The 18,091-nt window shown below is 59.1% G+C and carries 17 protein-coding genes and 1 pseudogene; 10 read left to right on the top strand and 8 right to left on the bottom strand.

Annotation, left to right across the window (positions count from 1 at the left end; all coding sequences use genetic code 11):
- Positions 1 to 88: 88 nt before the first annotated feature.
- Complete coding sequence (locus ALQ04_RS13815; RefSeq protein ID WP_122316316.1) at positions 89 to 2,104, top strand: alkaline phosphatase D family protein; 2,016 nt, start codon at positions 89 to 91, stop codon at positions 2,102 to 2,104.
- A 94-nt stretch (positions 2,105 to 2,198) separates the two neighbouring features.
- Positions 2,199 to 2,918: a phosphatidylcholine synthase gene (pcsA, locus tag ALQ04_RS13810; RefSeq protein ID WP_122316315.1), complete on the top strand. Its 720-nt coding sequence runs from the start codon at positions 2,199 to 2,201 to the stop codon at positions 2,916 to 2,918.
- A 49-nt stretch (positions 2,919 to 2,967) separates the two neighbouring features.
- Here the strand turns inward: pcsA and ALQ04_RS13805 are convergent, their stop codons facing one another.
- Complete coding sequence (locus ALQ04_RS13805) at positions 2,968 to 4,170, bottom strand: sugar transporter (RefSeq protein WP_122316314.1); 1,203 nt, start codon at positions 4,168 to 4,170, stop codon at positions 2,968 to 2,970.
- A gap of 357 nt (positions 4,171 to 4,527) precedes the next feature.
- On the opposite strand from ALQ04_RS13805, the gene ALQ04_RS13800 reads away from it, so the two are divergent.
- Positions 4,528 to 4,974 (top strand): universal stress protein, encoded by a 447-nt coding sequence (locus ALQ04_RS13800; RefSeq protein WP_122316313.1) that lies wholly within the window; start codon positions 4,528 to 4,530, stop codon positions 4,972 to 4,974.
- On the opposite strand, the gene ALQ04_RS13795 is transcribed toward ALQ04_RS13800, so the two are convergent.
- The 3 genes from ALQ04_RS13795 to ALQ04_RS13785 all read right to left on the bottom strand — a co-directional run bounded on the left by ALQ04_RS13795 (position 4,942) and on the right by ALQ04_RS13785 (position 6,254).
- Positions 4,942 to 5,340: a DoxX-like family protein gene (locus ALQ04_RS13795; RefSeq protein ID WP_122316312.1), complete on the bottom strand. Its 399-nt coding sequence runs from the start codon at positions 5,338 to 5,340 to the stop codon at positions 4,942 to 4,944. The two genes, ALQ04_RS13800 and ALQ04_RS13795, sit on opposite strands and share 33 nt — an antisense overlap.
- The gene (locus tag ALQ04_RS13790; RefSeq protein WP_122316311.1) at positions 5,333 to 5,776 is read right to left on the bottom strand and encodes a thiol-disulfide oxidoreductase DCC family protein; all 444 of its coding nucleotides are present in this window, start codon (positions 5,774 to 5,776) and stop codon (positions 5,333 to 5,335) included. The genes ALQ04_RS13795 and ALQ04_RS13790 overlap by 8 nt, the downstream gene beginning before the upstream one ends.
- A 136-nt stretch (positions 5,777 to 5,912) precedes the next feature.
- The gene (locus tag ALQ04_RS13785; protein ID WP_122316310.1) at positions 5,913 to 6,254 is read right to left on the bottom strand and encodes a zinc ribbon domain-containing protein YjdM; all 342 of its coding nucleotides are present in this window, start codon (positions 6,252 to 6,254) and stop codon (positions 5,913 to 5,915) included.
- Positions 6,255 to 6,380: 126 nt separating this feature from the next.
- Here ALQ04_RS13785 and ALQ04_RS13780 point away from each other — a divergent pair, with 126 nt between their 5' ends.
- The 3 genes and pseudogenes from ALQ04_RS13780 (at position 6,381) to ALQ04_RS27680 (ending at position 8,837) form a co-directional block, all read left to right on the top strand.
- The gene (locus ALQ04_RS13780; RefSeq protein ID WP_122316309.1) at positions 6,381 to 7,052 is read left to right on the top strand and encodes an HD domain-containing protein; all 672 of its coding nucleotides are present in this window, start codon (positions 6,381 to 6,383) and stop codon (positions 7,050 to 7,052) included.
- Between the two features lie 156 nt (positions 7,053 to 7,208).
- Positions 7,209 to 7,754: pseudogene (locus ALQ04_RS27685) on the top strand (MCP four helix bundle domain-containing protein); the annotation flags it as partial.
- A 207-nt stretch (positions 7,755 to 7,961) separates the two neighbouring features.
- A complete protein-coding gene (locus tag ALQ04_RS27680) occupies positions 7,962 to 8,837 on the top strand; it encodes a methyl-accepting chemotaxis protein (protein ID WP_409077257.1) in 876 nt (291 codons plus the stop codon).
- A 108-nt stretch (positions 8,838 to 8,945) separates the two neighbouring features.
- On the opposite strand, the gene can is transcribed toward ALQ04_RS27680, so the two are convergent.
- The 3 genes from can to ALQ04_RS13760 all read right to left on the bottom strand — a co-directional run bounded on the left by can (position 8,946) and on the right by ALQ04_RS13760 (position 10,924).
- Positions 8,946 to 9,581 (bottom strand): carbonate dehydratase, encoded by a 636-nt coding sequence (gene can, locus ALQ04_RS13770; RefSeq protein ID WP_122316307.1) that lies wholly within the window; start codon positions 9,579 to 9,581, stop codon positions 8,946 to 8,948.
- Positions 9,582 to 9,675: 94 nt separating this feature from the next.
- Complete coding sequence (rimI, locus tag ALQ04_RS13765; RefSeq protein ID WP_122316306.1) at positions 9,676 to 10,128, bottom strand: ribosomal protein S18-alanine N-acetyltransferase; 453 nt, start codon at positions 10,126 to 10,128, stop codon at positions 9,676 to 9,678.
- Positions 10,121 to 10,924: an energy transducer TonB gene (locus ALQ04_RS13760; protein ID WP_122316305.1), complete on the bottom strand. Its 804-nt coding sequence runs from the start codon at positions 10,922 to 10,924 to the stop codon at positions 10,121 to 10,123. The genes rimI and ALQ04_RS13760 overlap by 8 nt, the downstream gene beginning before the upstream one ends.
- A 144-nt stretch (positions 10,925 to 11,068) precedes the next feature.
- On the opposite strand from ALQ04_RS13760, the gene mksB reads away from it, so the two are divergent.
- The 3 genes from mksB to mksF are packed head-to-tail and all read left to right on the top strand — an operon-like array spanning position 11,069 to position 15,859.
- Positions 11,069 to 12,346 carry an Mks condensin complex protein MksB gene (gene mksB, locus ALQ04_RS13755; protein ID WP_122316304.1) on the top strand — a complete coding sequence of 426 codons (1,278 nt, stop codon included), beginning with the start codon at positions 11,069 to 11,071 and terminating at the stop codon, positions 12,344 to 12,346.
- Positions 12,336 to 13,040, top strand: coding sequence for an Mks condensin complex protein MksE (gene mksE / locus ALQ04_RS13750; RefSeq protein ID WP_122316303.1), 705 nt, complete (start codon positions 12,336 to 12,338; stop codon positions 13,038 to 13,040). The genes mksB and mksE overlap by 11 nt, the downstream gene beginning before the upstream one ends.
- On the top strand, positions 13,037 to 15,859 hold the full coding sequence (gene mksF, locus ALQ04_RS13745) for an Mks condensin complex protein MksF (protein ID WP_122316302.1): 2,823 nt from the start codon (positions 13,037 to 13,039) through the stop codon (positions 15,857 to 15,859). The genes mksE and mksF overlap by 4 nt, the downstream gene beginning before the upstream one ends.
- Positions 15,860 to 15,947: 88 nt before the next feature.
- Here the strand turns inward: mksF and ALQ04_RS13740 are convergent, their stop codons facing one another.
- Complete coding sequence (locus ALQ04_RS13740) at positions 15,948 to 17,003, bottom strand: tartrate dehydrogenase (protein ID WP_122316301.1); 1,056 nt, start codon at positions 17,001 to 17,003, stop codon at positions 15,948 to 15,950.
- 135 nt (positions 17,004 to 17,138) lie between these two features.
- Here ALQ04_RS13740 and ALQ04_RS13735 point away from each other — a divergent pair, with 135 nt between their 5' ends.
- On the top strand, positions 17,139 to 18,050 hold the full coding sequence (locus tag ALQ04_RS13735; RefSeq protein WP_122316300.1) for a LysR family transcriptional regulator: 912 nt from the start codon (positions 17,139 to 17,141) through the stop codon (positions 18,048 to 18,050).
- Positions 18,051 to 18,091 lie beyond the last annotated feature (41 nt).

Raw genomic sequence — 18,091 nt, 5'->3', positions numbered from 1 at the left:
TCAGCGCGCCCCCACTGTCCTGAAGGAATTTTTCACACAGCCTACGGTAATATTTCCGGTCGAAATTCAGTCAGGACCTGAGAACAGGATGTCCGTACCCCCCGCCGTTCCGCTCCCGCCCTTACCCGCTGTACTCGCAGGCCCTATATTGCGCCGTCAGGAAGCAGATCGCCTGGTACTGTGGCTGACAGGATCGCGAGCGCTTTCTCTGACCTTGCGTCTGCAATTCAACGACGCCGACGGCGCGCAGACCTGCACGGACTATCCTCTCGATGCCGAGCAGTGCAAGGTTATCGCCGTGGGACGCCATGCCTTTGTGCATCTGATCGACGTCAGGCTGGACAGCGAACTGCCCAAGGACGCCTTGATCGATTACGACCTGCTGATCGACGGCGAACAACACAGCGGTATCGCCGACTGGGCACCTCATTTGCTGTACGCAGAGGCCGGCAGCCCCAATTTTGTGGTGCGCAGCAAGATCGACCAGATGCTCCATGGCTCATGCCGCAAACCGCATCATCCGGCGGCCGAGGGCCTGCTGTGCGTTGATCGTTTACTGGCCGATAGCCGCAACCCGCTGGATCGGCCTGCCCTGTTGATGATGAGCGGCGATCAGATTTACGCCGATGACGTGGCAGGTCCGATGCTGCGGGCGATTCATGCCCTGATCGAGCGCCTGGGCCTGTTCGGGGAAAAACTCGAAGGTGCCGTGGTCGACGACAGTGTTGACCTCTATGGCCATCCGGCCAGCTATTACCAGCGCGCCGATCTGCTTCCGGCACTCAAGAGCAACGACACGCTGCGCGAGCGCTTCTTTGGCGGCGTCAGCAAGCCGGTGTTCACCAGCAGCTCGGCGGATAACCATCTGGTCACTCTGGCTGAAGTCATGGCGATGTATCTGCTGGTCTGGTCACCGACACCCTGGACACTGATCGAGCCGGACATGCCGCAGCTCAACGCCGAACAGCGCGAGCGCTACGCCAGAGAGCAGCATCTGATCGACGACTTCAGGAGCAGCCTGGGCGGCGCTGCACGGGCCATGGCGCATCTGCCATGCATGATGATTTTCGACGACCATGACATCACCGATGACTGGAATCTGTCGGCCAACTGGGAAGAAAGCGCCTACGGCCATCCGTTCTCCAGACGCATCATTGGCAACGCCCTGCTGGCTTATCTGCTGTGTCAGGGATGGGGCAACAATCCCGATGCGCTGGATGAACTCATCCAGCAGGTCGCAGCCCTGAGCACCGAGGTGAATGAGCAGGACAACCGTTGGGACTGCAAGAATCAGGATGCACTGATCGACGCCTTGTTGCACTTTCAGCAATGGCATTACGTTTTGCCAACCAGCCCGGCCCTGGTGGTGCTCGATACCCGTACCCGGCGCTGGCGCAGTGAGTCGAACTTCAATCAACCTTCAGGCCTGCTGGACTGGGAAGCACTCAGCGAACTGCAACAGGAACTGATCGACCATCAGGCCGCGATCATCGTTTCACCTGCACCGGTGTTCGGCGTCAAGCTGATCGAGGCTATCCAGCGGGTATTCAGCTGGCTTGGCTACCCGCTGCTGGTGGATGCGGAAAACTGGATGGCGCACCGCGGTGCCGCACAGGTCATCCTGAATATCTTTCGCCATTCCAGGACGCCGGGAAACTACGTCATTCTGTCGGGCGACGTGCATTATTCGTTCGTCTACGAAATCCTCATCCGCCATCGCAGCGGCGGGCCGCGCATCTGGCAGATCACCAGCAGCGGTATCAAGAACGAGTTTCCACGCCGCCTGCTCGATACCTTTGATCGCCTGAATCGCTGGCTGTATTCGCCGCGTTCACCTCTCAACTGGTTCACCAAGCGACGGCTGATGAAAGTCATCCCGCGCACGCCCGAGCACAGCAAGGCCGGTGAACGACTATGGAATTCGGCGGGGATCGGCCAGGTATTTTTCAATGACAAAGGCCAGCCGACCCTGATCAATCAGCTGAATGCCGATGGCTCTGCGCCGACCTGTTTCGTCGAACCCGAGGAATACAAGGACCAGCGGTCCACCGCAGACAGCAGTTTTCTGGAAAATGACGGAAAAACCAGCGATAGTCACCGCTGAACCTTATCGCCGATTACCGGGTCGATAGTAGCTACATCATCTGTGATGCTCAGGCTTGTAACACTGACACGTATTATTCTCTGGAGAGCGCCCCGTGATAACCAATCAACGCATAGCCAGAATCAACGCATGGGGGGCTCACGGCTTCACCGCCACCGGCGTGGTCCTTGCGTTTCTGGCAACCATTGCATTGTTCAATAATGAGCCCAAGGCCTGCCTGCTATGGCTGGGTGTCGCCCTGATCGTGGACGGTGTCGACGGTTCGCTGGCACGCAAGGTCAACACGCACTCGGTACTGCCGCACTTCGATGGCTCGGCACTGGATCTGGTGATCGACTACTTGACCTACGTCTTTATCCCGGCACTGTTCATCTATCGCTACATCCCGCTGCCGGAATTCACGTTGCTGTTGAGCATATCGATCATTCTGGTTTCGTCGCTGTTCTGCTTCTGCAACGTCGACATGAAAAGCAAGGACAACTACTTCCAGGGCTTCCCGGCCGCCTGGAACGTGGTCGCCCTGAGCCTGTACATCCTGTCACCTGCACCCTGGGTAACCTTTGTCACCATCGTGGCCCTGGCCCTGCTGACCCTGACCCGGATGAAATTCCTGCATCCGTTCCGTGTACGCAAGTTCATGCCGATCAATATCGCGGTCACTACGGTCTGGTTGCTGTGCAGCGCTTCGCTGATCATCAATCACCCGCACAATGGCCCGGTGATGATGGGCATGTGGTTCGCCATGTCAGCCTATTTCATGGGGATCTGTATCTGGAGAACGTCGCTGGAATGGCTGGGCAGGCTCAAGGCCTGAGGGAAATGAGGGGCTGTTGATATTCAACAGCCCCTGATCGGCGATCAGCTCAGCACTTGCAGTTCGCCACTGCGGCAGAGTCCTGCCGACTGAAGAGATAAGTGCTGACGCAACACAGCAGCAACCCGCCAACGGCTACCAGGCCACCTACGACGCCCACTTCTGCTACGCCCAACTGGCTGCTGACCACGCTGCCCAGCAAGGCGCCGCCACCGATACCGATGTTGAAAATCCCGGAGAACAGCGACATCGCCACGTCAGTGGCATCCGGCGCCAGGGTCAGGACTCGGGCTTGCAGCAGCAGGCCGAAGCACATCATGGCCATCCCCCACACGACGCTCAATGATCCCAGGGCCGCCGCCTGACTCGCAAACGGCAGCAGCATCAGAAGACACAGCGCAACCAGAGTAATGGCCGCAATCAGCAAACCATTGGGGAAACGGCTGCTGAACAGGCTGAACACGATGGAGCCGATGATCCCGGCGCCGCCCGATAGCAGCAGCAACAAGGTCGTCATCTCACCGCTCAAGTGCGCCACGGTCTGGGCAAAAGGCTCGATATAGCTGTAGGCCGTGAAATGCGCGGTGACGACGATCGCGGTCAGTGCATAGAGCGCCACCAGCCGTGGCCGCTTGAACAGGATCGGCAGGCTTCTGAGCGAGCCGGAGTTCTGGCTGGGCAGCAGTGGCAGCGTACGGCTGAGCAGCAATACGGTCAGCGCGGAAACCCCGGCGATGCCCATGAAGGTCGTACGCCACCCCAGCGCTTCGCCCAGCACACGGCCCAAGGGAATGCCCAGCACCATGGCCAGCGACGTGCCTGTAGCCAGAAGTCCCAATGCCTGGACCTGTTTGCCCGGCGGCGCAATGCGTACCGCCAGCGAAGCGGTGATCGACCAGAAGATGGCATGCGCGAAGGCAATGCCGACCCGGCTTATCAGCAGCACGCCAAAGCTCGAAGCCGTGGCCGAGACAATATGGCTCACGACAAACAGAACGAATATGCAGACCAGCAACTTGCGGCGCTCGATGTTGCGGGTGATCAGCATCATCGGCAGGGACATCAGCGAAACGACCCAGGCGTAGATGGTCAGCATCAGGCCAACCTGCGCGGTGGTCATGTCGAAGCTTTCGCCAATATTGCTCAGCAGGCCAATCGGCACGAATTCGGTGGTATTGAAAATGAAGGCAGCCAGCGCCAGGGCAATCACGCCCAGCCAGCTACCGGTACGAACCTCAGAAGGTGTGTTCATCAAAACGCTCAAGGAGTATTCCAGCCCTCGGGCCGTTCGCCATGCATAGGCAATGCATGGCACCTGTACAGCAAAATCAGGCCAGCCCCTTCCAGACAACAAACGCAAAAACGCCCCGCCAGTGAAGGAATCACCGAGCGCAGCGTGCGATGTGAATTATTGTGGGTATGGGGATACAACCGGATGCCGGGAATTCTACGTCTGCAGCGGATAGATCACAACACGTCGACAAGCCACCAGCCAGCGCGGTGACAGCCGGTATGTCGATTGCGCCAGACGCAATTCATTGTTGCGGTCTGGAGCATTTACCGAAGGCCTGCGGCTATGCAGACTGACGACTCCCGAGGAGATGTCTGCATGTTCAAAACCATTCTGGTCGCACTCGATGGCAGCCCGCAAAGCCGCAAGGTGCTGGATCTGGCCAGTGCCTTTGCCTATTCCAATACCAAGTGCAATACCCACCTGCATCTGGTCTGCGTGCTGGACCCGGCCTATGCCCTGGATGACAGCCAGAGCCTATTCGCCAATCAGGAATATCCGGCCGCCGCCCATGAACAGCAACATGCCGAAAGCCTCATCGAAAATGCCCTGTTACAACTGCAGAACCGCGGCATCGGTTGCTCGGCCAAAACCCTGACCGGCGACCCGGCAAAAGCCATCTGCGCAGAAGCCGAACGCATCGAAAGCCAACTGATCGTCATCGGCCACCGGCACCTGTCGTTTCTCGGACGCCTGCTTGACCCTTCGGTGGGCGGCAAGATCCTCGATTCCTCACCTTGTCCGGTGCTGGTCGAAGTGCGCTGAGCGCTCGGCAAGCCAGACCACTGCACACAGGGCCAGACCGGCGCCGTTCAGGGAAACGGGACTGAAGGCCTGGATCATCAAGTGTGGAGTCATCAGCGCCACGTCAATCAACAGTCCAGCCAGGACGACAGCACTGACAATCACCGTCGTGCGCTTGAAATGCCCGGACATCAAGCCGATTGCCAGGCCCATTTCCGCAACACCGCTCATCCAGGCCACCCAGCGTGCATCTGCAAAACCATGGGCCTGGATCATTTCCAGCTCTCCCGGGCTCAGCCAGAGAATCTTCGGCACCAGCCCATGGTAGAAGAACATCAGGGCCAGACCGAGCCGGGCGACCCAGGCAATGCGTTGCAGCTCACTCATGAGCTGCCGCCTTGAGGAAGCGTTGCTCATGGTCGGCAGTGGGCAACAGACAACTGTCGTAACGGCCAAAAAGGCGATAGCGATTCAAGGCAATCCGGTCGTATAGCCAATCCCGCAATGGGCGCGGAAAGATGCGTAACGCAATCAGCCAGGACCAGGGGCGAGGCATCTTGCGCATGACCTGCACAAATGCGTCCGAACGCAGAAACAGACGGTTATTGTCGATCACCGCCATGGTGTCGAACTGATCGACCGGCAACCCCGCCCATTTCAGCAGCGCCTGCCCTTCGACGGACTGAACGGCGGCCAGTCGAATGCAGCGGGAAGTGTCATGGCGAATGAGAAACTTCGCCCAGCCATTGCACAGTTTGCATACGCCATCGAATAACACGACACATTCACCGGCCTGCAGATATGGAGCGGGTGTTGAAGGCATACAGTGTTCTCCTTGATGAACTGACACTTTACCCCTGACGCCAGCCAAATGAATCCCGCTGCCACTGAAAACAGAAACGCCCCGCGGTCGGGAAGCGACCAGCGGGGCGTCGGGATCAAGCGAAGTGCCGGTCGGCTCAGACCTTGCGGACGAACTCGGACTTCAGTTTCATGGCGCCGATGCCGTCGATCTTGCAGTCGATATCATGATCGCCGTCGACCAGGCGGATGTTCTTGACCTTGGTGCCGACCTTGACCACCAGCGAAGAGCCCTTGACCTTGAGGTCCTTGATCACGGTGACGGTATCGCCGTCCTGCAGCACGTTACCGGTGGAATCCTTGATGACTTTCACGTCATCGGCAGACTCTGCACTGTCGCCGTCCGCAGACCACTCATGGGCGCATTCCGGGCAGATCAGCATTGCGCCGTCTTCATAGGTGTACTCGGAATTGCATTTCGGGCAGGACGGTAAGCTCACAGTGTTTCTCGCATCGAGGTGGAAAAACCATGGATTATAAAGGGCTTTTCCGTTTTTAGGGGGATGGCGCTCGAACGTCATTCCCTATGGTGCTTTACTGACACAAATCCCATCAGGATTTTCTCGATGACATACGCTGCTTTCACGCCCTTTGAGGACTTCGCCAGACTGCTGATACCGCACACCCAGGCGAAAAGGATCGACGGATCCCACGATATCTCTCACTTGCTGCGAGTCTGGAAGAACGTCTGCGCCATCCGCGATCATGAAGGCGGAGATCAGGAAATCCTGCTGGCGGCGACACTGCTGCATGACTGTGTATCGGTGGAAAAGGACTCGCCCTTTCGCTCCAGCGCTTCACGGCTGGCCGCTTCCAGAGCCACCGACCTGCTGACCGAAATGGGTTGGAATCCGACCAGAATCGCCGCCGTCGCTCATGCCATCGAAGCTCACAGTTTTTCGGCGGCCATTGCTCCGGCGACGCTTGAAGCCCGGATATTGCAGGATGCCGACCGGCTCGACGCTCTGGGCATGGTCGGCGTGGCCCGGTTGTTCTATGTTTCCGGGCGAATGGGCAGTGCCCTCTACGATCCGCAGGACCCTCACGCCAGCGAGCGCCCTTACGACGACAAGCGTTTTGCCGTCGATCACTTTCACACCAAGCTGCTGCATCTGGCCGATAGTTTCCAGACCCCGACCGGCTCGAAAATGGCCCAGGTCAGGCATGCGCGCCTACAGCGCTGTCTCGATGAACTGATGGAGGAAATCGGCGCGCCCCAGCTGTCACAGCGCCCTTGAAAGGCTCAGCAGATTCTTGACGCCAGAATCTCCGCAGATGTCATAAAGACATCACATAACTGCCTTATAAACGGCTCCTTCGAGATACCCGTCTTATAGAGGTTGTTCGCTGTGAAAAAATTCCTGCCTCGTTTTTTGCGTCAGCAATCCGGAACGATGGTGTTGCGCCGCTTCAAGATCACTTCGCGCCTGGTGCTGTGTTTCGGCCTGACGTCGTTTTTGATGGTAGCGCTGGGAGCTTTCTGTCTGCTGCAGATGCAGGATATTCGTAATCAGGGAGAGGCAGTGGAAAGCGGGGCTCTGCCCAGTATTGCGATGGCCGATGCGATTGCCATTGGCCTGGTGAAGATGCGCAGTGAGACAACGCGCCTGATCGCCAACGCTGACGATCCCGGCGCAGTGATCAACAGCAAGATCAATGTCGAACAGCTCAGGAACGAGGTCGAAAAGGGTTTCACCGACTACCTGGCTCGCGTCCCCGAAGGCACCGAGCATGATTCGATCATTGCCCTGCAGGATGCCTACAAGGCGTTCATGCCCGGCCTGCAGGACGAAATCGTACTGATCGAGCAGGGCAAGCTGGACGAGGCCCGGATGCTTTCCAACACCATGCTGGCCCTGCAGGGCGACCTGATGGACATGCAGGTGCAACTGCTGCGCGAACTCAACAAGCAAAGTGCCGCTGCGGCCGTCGATGCCGCCAGCGCCAGCTACAACCAGACCCGCATCATCGCCCTCAGCGCCATTGCGCTGGCTCTGGTATTGACCCTGCTGCTGGCGTGGCGCCTGAGCGTGAGTATCATTCATCCGGTACGCTACGCCCTGCACATCGCCAACACCATTGCCGATGGCGATCTGACCGAGCAGACCATTCCTCAGGGCAAGGATGAACCGGCCCAGTTACTGATCATGCTGGGGCGCATGCGCAGCAACCTGCACGGGACGATCGACCAGATTTATGCCGCAGCCGCGCAGCTGTCTCAATCGGTACAGGAAATGGGCACCATTGCCGAGGCGAGTGCGCTTAACCTGCAACTGCAAAACAACGAAATCGAACAAGCGGCAGTGGCCGTCAATCAGATGAGCCAGGCAGCGGTGGAAGTGGCCGGCAATGCCAGCAATACCGTGACCGAATCGGAAGCCTCCAACCAGGCCGCAGCGCAGGGCCGGGAGCGCTTGTCGGCGACCATCAGCTCGATCAAGCAACTGACCAGCAATGTGCTGGACTCATCCCACCAGGCAGAAGGTCTGGCCGAGCGGACTCAAAACATCAGCAGCATTCTCGATGTGATTCGCGCCATCGCCAACCAGACCAACCTGCTGGCGCTCAACGCGGCCATCGAGGCCGCACGGGCAGGCGAAGCCGGACGTGGATTCGCGGTCGTCGCCGACGAAGTGCGTTCGCTGGCACAACGCACCAGCGCCTCGACAACGGAAATCGAGGAACTGATCAACGGTGTTCAGCAGAGCACTCAGGAAACCGCCAACACCCTGCGCCACACGGCCACGCAAGCCAACCAGACACTGGAACAGGCCGCCGCCACCGGTGAAGCGCTGACCGTGATCATCAGTTCGACCACCACCATCAACGACCGCAACCTGATCATCGCCAGCGCCGCAGAACAACAGGCACAAGTGGCTGGCGAGGTGGATCGTAATCTGAGCAGTATCCGCGACCTGTCCAGCCAGACAGCGTCCGGCGCACAACAGACCACAGTCGCCAGCAATGCATTGTCGATGCTGGCAACGGACCTGAACATGATGGTGCAGAGGTTTGTGTTGTAACAGTACACAACCTGTAGGAGCGAATTCATTCGCGAATGACAGCATTTCAGACAATGTATTTATTGCGGATGTGCTGGCATCTTCGCGGATGAATCCGCTCCCACACAATTACAACGGACGCAGGCGATACTGCGGTGGCAATTGCTCAGGGCTGCTGATGGTGGTGTTCAGGCTTTTCCAGCGACCATCCTTGATGCCGTAGATGCAGCCATGCACCGACAGGCTCTGGCCACGATGCCAGGCGTTCTGCACGATGCTGGTATGTCCGACGTTCGCCACCTGCTGAATCACGTTGAGTTCGCACAGCCGGTCAACCTGCTCTTCCTCAGTCGGCAACTGGGCAAGCTCTTCACGCTTTTCGTAATACAGGTCGCGAATCGAGCGCAGCCAGCCATCGATCAGGCCAAACTGACGGTCCTGCATGGACGCTCGCACACCACCGCAACCATAGTGCCCGGTCACGAGGATGTGTTTGACCTTCAGTACATCGACAGCGTACTGAATGACTGACAGGCAGTTCAGGTCGGTGTGTAGCACAACGTTGGCCACGTTGCGGTGTACGAACAGATCGCCCGGCAACATGCCTACGATCTCATTGGCGGGAACGCGCGCATCCGAGCAGCCGATCCAAAGATATTCCGGGGTTTGCTGGCGAGCCAGCTTGGCGAAGAACTCAGGGTCTTCCTGTTTGATCGCATCGGCCCAACGCTCGTTGTTATCAATCAGGTCTTGTAGATCGTTCATGCTATGACGCCTCGATAATGATGCCACTCTATGACTGGTGTCGCCCTCTGCAAGTCACGCAGTGCCATCACATCTTGTCGCCTGAATACGGGCGTTATTCCAGAAGCGTGCAGGCCATGACCACCGCATCTTCACGACCGCCCACCGCCGGATAATAATCGCGGCGACGGCCGATCTCGTTGAAGCCATAGTTTTCGTATAACCGATAGGCAGCTCGATTGCTGTCGCGCAGTTCCAGGAAGCATTCACGACCATTGAGCTGGTAGGCACGCTTCATCAGGTGATCGAGCAGGCGCAAGCCCAGGCCACGGCCCTGGCTCTCGGGTTTGACGGTAATGTTGAGCAGGTGCGCTTCGTCGATGATGATCTGAATGACGCCATGCCCGACCTGTTGCGCCCCCTCGAACATCAGCCAGATTTCATAGCTCTTGAGACCTTCAAGGAATATCCCTCGCGTCCAGGGATGACTGAAGGCGGCGTATTCGATCTTCAATACGGCATCCAGATCGGCCTCGGTCATCGGCCGAAAGGTTATTGCGTCACTCATCTATCGATTTCCAGCGCGCCATCAGCCGACGCATGGCTTGCCAGACGTCCGCCTTGCGTTGCGGCTCGTCCATCAGTAATTCCAGCCCTGGCAGCGCCCAGGCAGCCCCCAGGCCTTCGACTTGCAATTCACGGTTGAACGCTTCCACTTCGGCCTCGCCGGCAAAGCGCACCGCAGGCTGGCCGATCAGCCACAGGCAGGTACACGGCTCGTCCTCAAGCTGGGCGGCAACAAAGCCTTGCACAAAATCACGCGCCGCCTCAGGCCCCTGGTCCATGTTCCCGCGTACCAGCAGCGGCCAGCGTACGGGCTCGCCGATGATCTGCGGGTTATCGGGCAAACCGGCCGCGCGCAACATGTCCTTGAGCAACAGATAAGCCGGATCGCGGCTCTGGAAAGGCTGCCCGGTAGGCAGTTCAACCAGCAACAGGCAACGTCCGGCGCGCAGCAACTGCAAGGAAAAACGCGGTGGCGGCACGACAGCCACCTTGACCGGCGCCACAACGGCTTCCTCGGCCGCCGCCACCGGCAGGCTTTTGCTGGCTGACGATGGGCGTGGCACTTCGATCTTCGGCCGCTCGGACGAACGTGCCGCCGCCACGGCGCTCGACGCTGCCGGAGCCTGGGCCGCAACCGGCGCTTCAGGCACGACAGGTGCAACGCTTTCGACCTCGACCGGCAACGGCGCGAGCAGCTCCGGACGGGACGGAGCAGCGAAAGGCAGTTCAGTGCGCGGCAGCCAGTTGACCACCTGCATGGCGGTCAAATAGGCGCGGCGACGGGACTCGTTGAGCAAAGGTCGGCCACCTGTGGATAAGTTAAGCGCGCAATTCTAGCGCTGTTCGCAGTTTCGCGCCGCAGTTGATCGCCGGGAGATGAAATCTTGGGTGGCTGATGCAGTACAATCGCTGCTTTTCACTTGCCAACAGTCGGCCTACCAATGATCGAACCCAAGCGCGTCCTGCGCGCCCTTGCCGAGCACTGGGCGCTCCTCGAGCCTTTATGCGAACACTTCGACCAAGGCACCCTGAGCCTGAGCGAACTGCGCCTGCAACTGGCCGCTCAACAGCTGGACAGTACCGCGCAAGACATCACCAACCTGCTGGATGTATGGATTCGCCTGGACATTCTGGTGCCTGTCGCCAAAAGCCCGAACCGTTTCGAGCTCAACGCACAGATCCATGACTTCCTGTCCTATCTGCGCCGCGAGCACCGTTTGGGCCTGTGCCTGGAAATCGAAGCCTACCTGCGCCATCTGGAGCGGCTGGCCGGTTACATTCAGGACGCCTTCGACATTCGCGACGCCAACGACCTGGCCCGCCAGTTGCGCCTGCTGGACATGCGCGTGCGCGATGTCCTGAAGAAGCTCGCCAACGACGAACAGGCACTGGTCGCCGTGGCCGATCGGGCCAAGACCAGTGAACGGCAGATCCCCTTGCGCCAGCGCTACGCCGAAGTACTGGCGACCTGGGACGAATACGTCGAGCCGATGATCCAGTTGGTCAACGCCGACGGAGCATTCGAGCAAGGTGTGCGCAAGGTCGAGAATGTTCTGCTGCGCCTGCTGACCGAACAGCAGCGTCTTGGCCATCTGGTCGACGACGACATGCTGCTGCGCACCCATGCGCGCATCCTGGAAATGCAGACCAGCGCCCAGCTCACCCTGCGCCACGCCCGCGAACTGCTACTGCCGCTGCGCGAAGAAGCCCGTCGCCATAACGCCGTGACCCGTGGTGCGGCGCTGGCCCTGTCGGCCATCCGCCGCAAGGGGCTGGATGCCGTGCCGCAAGCGGCGATGCCGATGTTTACCCGTCCGCAGAGCACCTTCCTGGGCAGCGCCAGCCAGGTCGAGGCCTATGTCTACGCCCTGGCGCGCTTTGAACCCAAGCCGGCGAAATTCCCCAAGGCCAGCACCACCCGCAAGGGCGCTGCGCCTCAGGCACCGCGTACCGTCAAGGAAATGCTCGAACGCTGCGAAGACGCCCTGCCGATGCCGGACCTGATGGTCTGGTTGCTGGAGCAGGAACCCAACGGCGCCACCGACGAGTTGCTGTACTGGTTCTCGCGCCTGTCACGCGACAAGCGTTTCGCCCGTGAACGCCTTGAACGTCGCGAGTATTTCACTCAGGAGCACCGCGTCAGCCTGCGCTCCTTCGCCCTGCTCTCGACCCGAGACGAGCAGCCAGAGAATTCCGAGAGCACCCTTCATGCATCTTGATCTTTCCGAAATGTCCCAGCTTGCGCCGATCTTTCGCGAGCTGTTCAAGGGCTACCACATCAGCCGCCGCGACCCGGAGCTGTATGCCCAACTCTCCAATGCCCAGGACCAGTACCGCACGCTGTTCAAGGCACTGGGTTTCGAGCTGGTCTGCGATACCCGTGGCTTCTACTACTTCGTTCCGGAGCTGGCTGCTGCACAGGTAAACAAGACTGCGCAACGTCTGGCGCTGTTCACGTTCATCCTCGTCGAACATCTGGCCGATCAGGGCCGTGACCCGATGGCTGTGCTCGATGGCGGCACTCTGGGCCGCGATGAACTGCCATCGATGCTGGATAAATACCGCGATCTGTTCCTGCAGGCTGAAGTCCAGACTCAGGAAGAACTCGAAGAGAAGATCATGCGTCGCATGACTCAACTGGGTTTCGCCAGTGAAGAGGTCGGCATCTATCGCTTCCTGCCGCCGATGCACCGCTTCCTCGACGTATGCCTGTCGGTTCAGCAGGACCGCGACCTGGCTGCCAGCCTGCACAGCGACCTGCCTCTGCCAACGCCGATCCTGATCGACGAGGACAGCGACGAAAAACTGCTGCAGACCGATGATCCGCTGGATCTGGCTGAATTCGCCGAAGAAACCGAGGAGCAGGCCCTGGCCCGCGCAATCGCTGAAGAACAACAGGAGATGGGCGCATGAGCCAGGAACGTTATGGCATTCGCCGTTTTGCCCTGCTGAATACCGCAGGCTACAGCCTCGGTCTGTTCCCGCTGGAAAACCCGCTGTCGGTGTACGGCGCGAACAACCTGGGCAAGAGTGCGTCGATCAACGCACTGCAGTTCCCGATTCTGGCGCGCATGTCGGACATGAGTTTCGGCAAGTACAGCCTGGAACAATCCCGCCGTTTCTACTTTGCCTCCGACACCAGCTACATTCTGGTGGAAGTTTCCCTGCCCCATGGCCCACATGTGATCGGCGTCGTCGGCCGCGGCCCGGGCGGCGGCTTCGGCCACCAGTTCTTCGCCTATGCCGGTGAACTGGATCTGGGCCATTACCAGAAGAACGATACCTGCCTGCGCCAGAAAGAGCTGTTCAGCAACCTGGAAAGCAAAGGCCTGAAAGCCTACGAATTGAAGCCGGACGAATTGCGGCGCCTGCTGGTCGGCGGACACACCTCGATCCCGCTGGACCTGACGCTGATTCCGCTGCGCTCGACCAGCGAACAGAGCCTCAAGACCTTCCGCGCGCTGTTCATCAACCTGCTGCACATGCGCGAAATCACTGCTGCCAAACTCAAGCAACTGTTCCTCGATGCCTTCGAGCACAGCCTGCGTTCCGGCAGTGTCGATTACATCGCCGCATGCGAAGAAGCGTTCCGCGATGTGCGACGCATGGAGCAGGACTACAACTCGCTGGTGCTTGCCGGCCCGCTGGTCGAAGCCCTGGCCGCCGGCGTCAAGCAGCGCGATATCCTGCGCGGCAAGCTGCATCGCCTGTCACCGTTGCTGGACTCGCTGCTCGGCACCTGGTCGGACTACTCCAGCGCCCGCAAGGAAGAGCTGGTGATCCAGGCTGAGCATTACCGCGCCCAGCAGGACGAAATGCAGAATGACCAGCGCAGCAGCACTCAGGAGCTGATGCGTCTGGAGCGTGAAATCAGCGGCATTCAGCGCTGGATCGGCGAGCTTGCGGTACTCAAGAACCGCTTCGCACTGGTCGATGACGTCAAGGTCCTGGAGCAACAATTGCTTGCTGCCAAGGATGCCCACGACGAACTGGCCGGTGCGCTGGCCCAGTCCCGGCAGTTCAGCGCCGAGGACCTGGAAGAACGTCTGCGCGATCTGGAAAAACGCCTGAAGTCGGTCAAGCAGCAACTCGATCACGCCGACAACAACAGCTACGCACGCTTGCGCGAAGAGTTCTCGCAACCGGATGTCGAGCGTCTGATGCGCCTGTTCAACAGTGCGCTGTTCAGCCTGCCACTGGGCGAGCAAGGCATTGCGCTGGACGATGGCGACGCCTGGGTAAAATCCCTGGAAACCATCCTCGACGGCTTCAAGGGCGATCAATTCCAGGTACCGGGATTGTCGATCAACCTTTCGCATATCGAGCCGCCGGCGTTGCAGGCGCTGGCTGACCGCGCTGCATTGCGCGACCAGAAAGAACGTCTGGAAAAAGAACTCAAGCAACTGAAAACCCAGCAGGCTGTCGCCGCCGACCGCGCAGCCAGCAAGACCCGGACCGAGGCCTTGTACCAGCAGGTGCTCGATGCACAAAAGGCCCTGGAAGATTATCGTCGCTGCGAGACCCTGAGCGCCGAAGAAACCGGCAAGCATGAAGAGCTGGCACAGCAGGAGGCCGCCCAGGACGAACTCAAGCGCTCCAGCGATGCCTTCACCGAGCGCGTCCAGCAACTGTCCGCCAAACTGCAACTGGTCGCCCGGCAGATCGGCGACATGGAAGCCAAGCAACGCACACTGGATGACGCCCTGCGCCGTCGCCAGTTGCTGCCTGCCGACATGCCTTTCGGTACGCCGTTCATGGACCCGGTCGACGACTCCATGGATAACCTGCTGCCGCTGCTCAATGACTATCAGGACAGCTGGCAGAGCCTGCTGCGCAGCGACGGGCAGATCGAAGCGCTGTATGCCCAGGTTCGTCTCAAGGGTGTCGCCAAGTTCGACAGCGAGGAAGACGTCGAGCGTCGCCTGCAACTGTTGATCAACGCCTATGCGCACCGCACCGACGAAGCGCTGACCCTCGGCAAGGCGCGACGTGCCGCAGTAACGGACATTGCCCGTACCTTGCGCAATATCCGCAGCGACTACGACAGCCTTGAGCATCAACTGGCGCTGTTCAACCGCGAGATCAACAAACGTCAGGTTTCCAACCTGGCCAGCTTCCGTATCGTCCTCGCGCCGAACAAGGAAGCCCTCAAGCATATCGACCAGATCATCCACAGCGCCGGTCAGTATGAAGAAGGTGAGACCCTGTCGGTCTTCGACCTGAGCCAAAGCGCCGAGCAGGACAACAAGAACGAAGAGGCCAAGGAATACCTGGCACGACTGGTTGCGGCCAATCACAACCAGCTTGGCCTGAAAGACTTGTTCGAGCTGGCGTTCGAGATCACCAAGGTGCATGGCCAACCAGTTATCCACACCGATATCGATGGTGCGGCGTCCAACGGTACGACCATGACCATCAAGGCGCTGACCAACATGTATCTGTTGCTGCACTTGATGGATCGCGACCAGGCCGGACGTGTGCGCTTGCCGTACTACCTGGACGAAGCGGCCGACATCGACGAGAAGAACCAGGCGGCATTGCTGGAAACCAGTCTGCAACTGGGCTTTGTACCGATCCTGGCGAGCGTCAAGCCGCAAGTCTCGGCGCATGTGGCCATCGACCTGGAAGGCGGCAGTGGTCCCAACGGTATCTATATCGATGAGGCGGACTGGAAGTACATCCGTCGCCGTGAAGAAGTGAAGCAGGAAGAAGCTCCGGCACTGGCTGAATAATCGCGCCGAAGCATGCGGGTGGTGAAATCTCACCACCCCGCTCTTCAAGCCCGGGAGGCGTTCTCCCGGGCTTGAATCCATCACACAATCAACGATTGATCAGTTCGATTACCGCATCGGTGATCTGCCGGGTCGTGGCTGTGCCTCCCAGGTCGGGCGTATGCAGCCCGCTTTCCGTAACCGCTTCAATGGCCGACATCAATTGCTTCGCCGCAGCCGCTTCGCCCAGGTGCTCAAGCATCATGGCTGCAGTCCAGAAGGTGGCGATCGGGTTGGCTACACCCTTGCCGGTGATGTCGAAAGCCGAGCCATGAATGGGCTCGAACATCGACGGGAATTTGCGCGACGGGTTGAGGTTGGCAGTCGGCGCAATACCCAGGCTACCGGACAACGCAGCAGCCAGATCGGACAGGATATCGGCATGCAGGTTGGTGGCGACAATCACGTCCAGCGTCGAAGGTTTGAGCACCATGCGCGTGGTCACGGCATCGACCAGTTCCTTGTCGATTTTGACGTCGGGGAAATCCTTGGCGACCTCATAGAAAATCTCGTCCCACAGCACCATGCCGTGACGCTGGGCATTGGACTTGGTGACCATGGTCAGATGCTTGCGCGGACGACTCTGTGCCAGTTCAAACGCGAAGCGATGAATGCGCTCGACACCGGCACGGGTGAAGACCGAGACCTCGGTGGCGACCTCTTCCGGCAAGCCTCTGTGAACGCGACCGCCATTGCCGGAATACTCTCCTTCCGAGTTTTCACGTACTACTACCCAGTCGATCTGGTCGCCATTGTGCAGCGGGCTTTTGACCCCCGGTAGAACACGGGCCGGACGCACGTTGGCGTACTGGTCGAAACCCTGGCAGATCGGCAGGCGAAGGCCCCAGAGGGAAATGTGGTCGGGTACGTTCAGGGCACCCACTGCACCGAAGAAAATAGCGTCGAAGGTTTTCAGCTCTTCAAGACCGCCTTCGGGAATGTAGTAACCGTTTTTCAGGTAGTTATCCGAGTTCCAGTCGAAGTCTTTGACATTGATTTCAAATCCGGACTTTTTCGAGAGGGCTTGCAGCACCTCGACACCTGCGGCAATCACCTCGACGCCGATGCCATCACCTGGAACTGCAGCAATCTTGTATGCACTCATGGTCAACTCCACTCTTGATACGTTCTTGTTTTAACTGCGGAACAAGCTGTTCAGCAGGACGTGAGCGGAGTATATGTAGTGACTACAAAGCTGTGAGTTAATCAAAATCACTACATACATAACCTTGAGTTACGAATGAATCAGACTCTGGATCTGTCTTTTTTCTATTTGCTGGCCAATCAGGGCAGCCTTGCCGCCACGGCAAGAGAGCTTGGCATCACACCGCCCGCCGTCAGCAAGCGGCTCAGCGCACTGGAAGCCCGGTTCGGTGTGCGCCTGGTCAACCGCACTACCCGTTCGATGAGCCTCACCACCGAGGGCGAGCTGTACTTTTCTCATGCTGCCCGCATCCTGACCCAGATCGATGAAGTCGAGCAGTTGGTCAGCAGCAGCCGTGCAACGCCAAAGGGCCTGATTCGCGTCAACGCATCCCTGGGCTTTGGTCGCCGTCATATCGGCCCTGCGCTGGCAGCGTTCTTTTCTCGCTATCCGGAAGTGGAAATACAACTGGAAATCAGCGATCACCCACTGGATCTGGCCACCCATGGCTTCGACCTGGGGATTCGTTTCGGCACTCTGCCGGATGCGGCCTTCCATGCCCGCAAGATCGCCTCAAACCGTCGTTTGCTATGCGCCTCGCCGTTGTATCTGGAGCGTCATGGCGTTCCGCAGCGCCTGTCGGATCTGCAACAGCACAACTGCATATTCCTCAGGCAAAACGAAACCCCACACGGCGTATGGAGTTTTACCAACGGCGGGAAAACCCAGAACATCAAGGTGCGCGGAGCGTTGGGCTGCAATGACGGCGAGGTAGCACTGAACTGGGCGCTGGAGGGCTATGGAATACTGCTCAGGGCCGAGTGGGACATTGCCCGCTATGTGCGCAGCGGGCGGCTCCGACTGGTGCTGGAAGACCAGACACCGACACGTGCGGATGTCTATGCAGTCTATCCACAGCAGTTGCATCTCTCGGCCCGGGTTCGCAGCCTGATTGATTTTCTGGTCGAGCGATTCCAGCACATCGACAACCTGGATGAAGGGGAATAATCATCGAGGCATTAAAGAAGGCCACAAAGACAAAACCCCCA

Source organism: Pseudomonas cichorii (genome assembly GCF_003700275.1).
Taxonomy (GTDB): domain Bacteria; phylum Pseudomonadota; class Gammaproteobacteria; order Pseudomonadales; family Pseudomonadaceae; genus Aquipseudomonas; species Aquipseudomonas cichorii_B.
Note: the sequence above shows the minus strand (reverse complement) of the source record. Positions and strands in the feature narration are given on the sequence as shown.

Coding starts and splice junctions, on each gene's coding strand:
- rimI (WP_122316306.1), bottom strand. CDS start 10,128: ATGAGTGACGCAATAACCTTTCGGCCGATGACCGAGGCCGATCTGGAT.
- ALQ04_RS13795 (WP_122316312.1), bottom strand. CDS start 5,340: ATGAGTGAGCTGCAACGCATTGCCTGGGTCGCCCGGCTCGGTCTGGCC.
- mksE (WP_122316303.1), top strand. CDS start 12,336: ATGCATCTTGATCTTTCCGAAATGTCCCAGCTTGCGCCGATCTTTCGC.
- mksF (WP_122316302.1), top strand. CDS start 13,037: ATGAGCCAGGAACGTTATGGCATTCGCCGTTTTGCCCTGCTGAATACC.
- ALQ04_RS27680 (WP_409077257.1), top strand. CDS start 7,962: ATGCTGGGGCGCATGCGCAGCAACCTGCACGGGACGATCGACCAGATT.
- ALQ04_RS13780 (WP_122316309.1), top strand. CDS start 6,381: ATGACATACGCTGCTTTCACGCCCTTTGAGGACTTCGCCAGACTGCTG.
- ALQ04_RS13805 (WP_122316314.1), bottom strand. CDS start 4,170: ATGAACACACCTTCTGAGGTTCGTACCGGTAGCTGGCTGGGCGTGATT.
- can (WP_122316307.1), bottom strand. CDS start 9,581: ATGAACGATCTACAAGACCTGATTGATAACAACGAGCGTTGGGCCGAT.
- ALQ04_RS13740 (WP_122316301.1), bottom strand. CDS start 17,003: ATGAGTGCATACAAGATTGCTGCAGTTCCAGGTGATGGCATCGGCGTC.
- ALQ04_RS13790 (WP_122316311.1), bottom strand. CDS start 5,776: ATGCCTTCAACACCCGCTCCATATCTGCAGGCCGGTGAATGTGTCGTG.
- ALQ04_RS13800 (WP_122316313.1), top strand. CDS start 4,528: ATGTTCAAAACCATTCTGGTCGCACTCGATGGCAGCCCGCAAAGCCGC.
- ALQ04_RS13815 (WP_122316316.1), top strand. CDS start 89: ATGTCCGTACCCCCCGCCGTTCCGCTCCCGCCCTTACCCGCTGTACTC.
- mksB (WP_122316304.1), top strand. CDS start 11,069: ATGATCGAACCCAAGCGCGTCCTGCGCGCCCTTGCCGAGCACTGGGCG.
- ALQ04_RS13735 (WP_122316300.1), top strand. CDS start 17,139: ATGAATCAGACTCTGGATCTGTCTTTTTTCTATTTGCTGGCCAATCAG.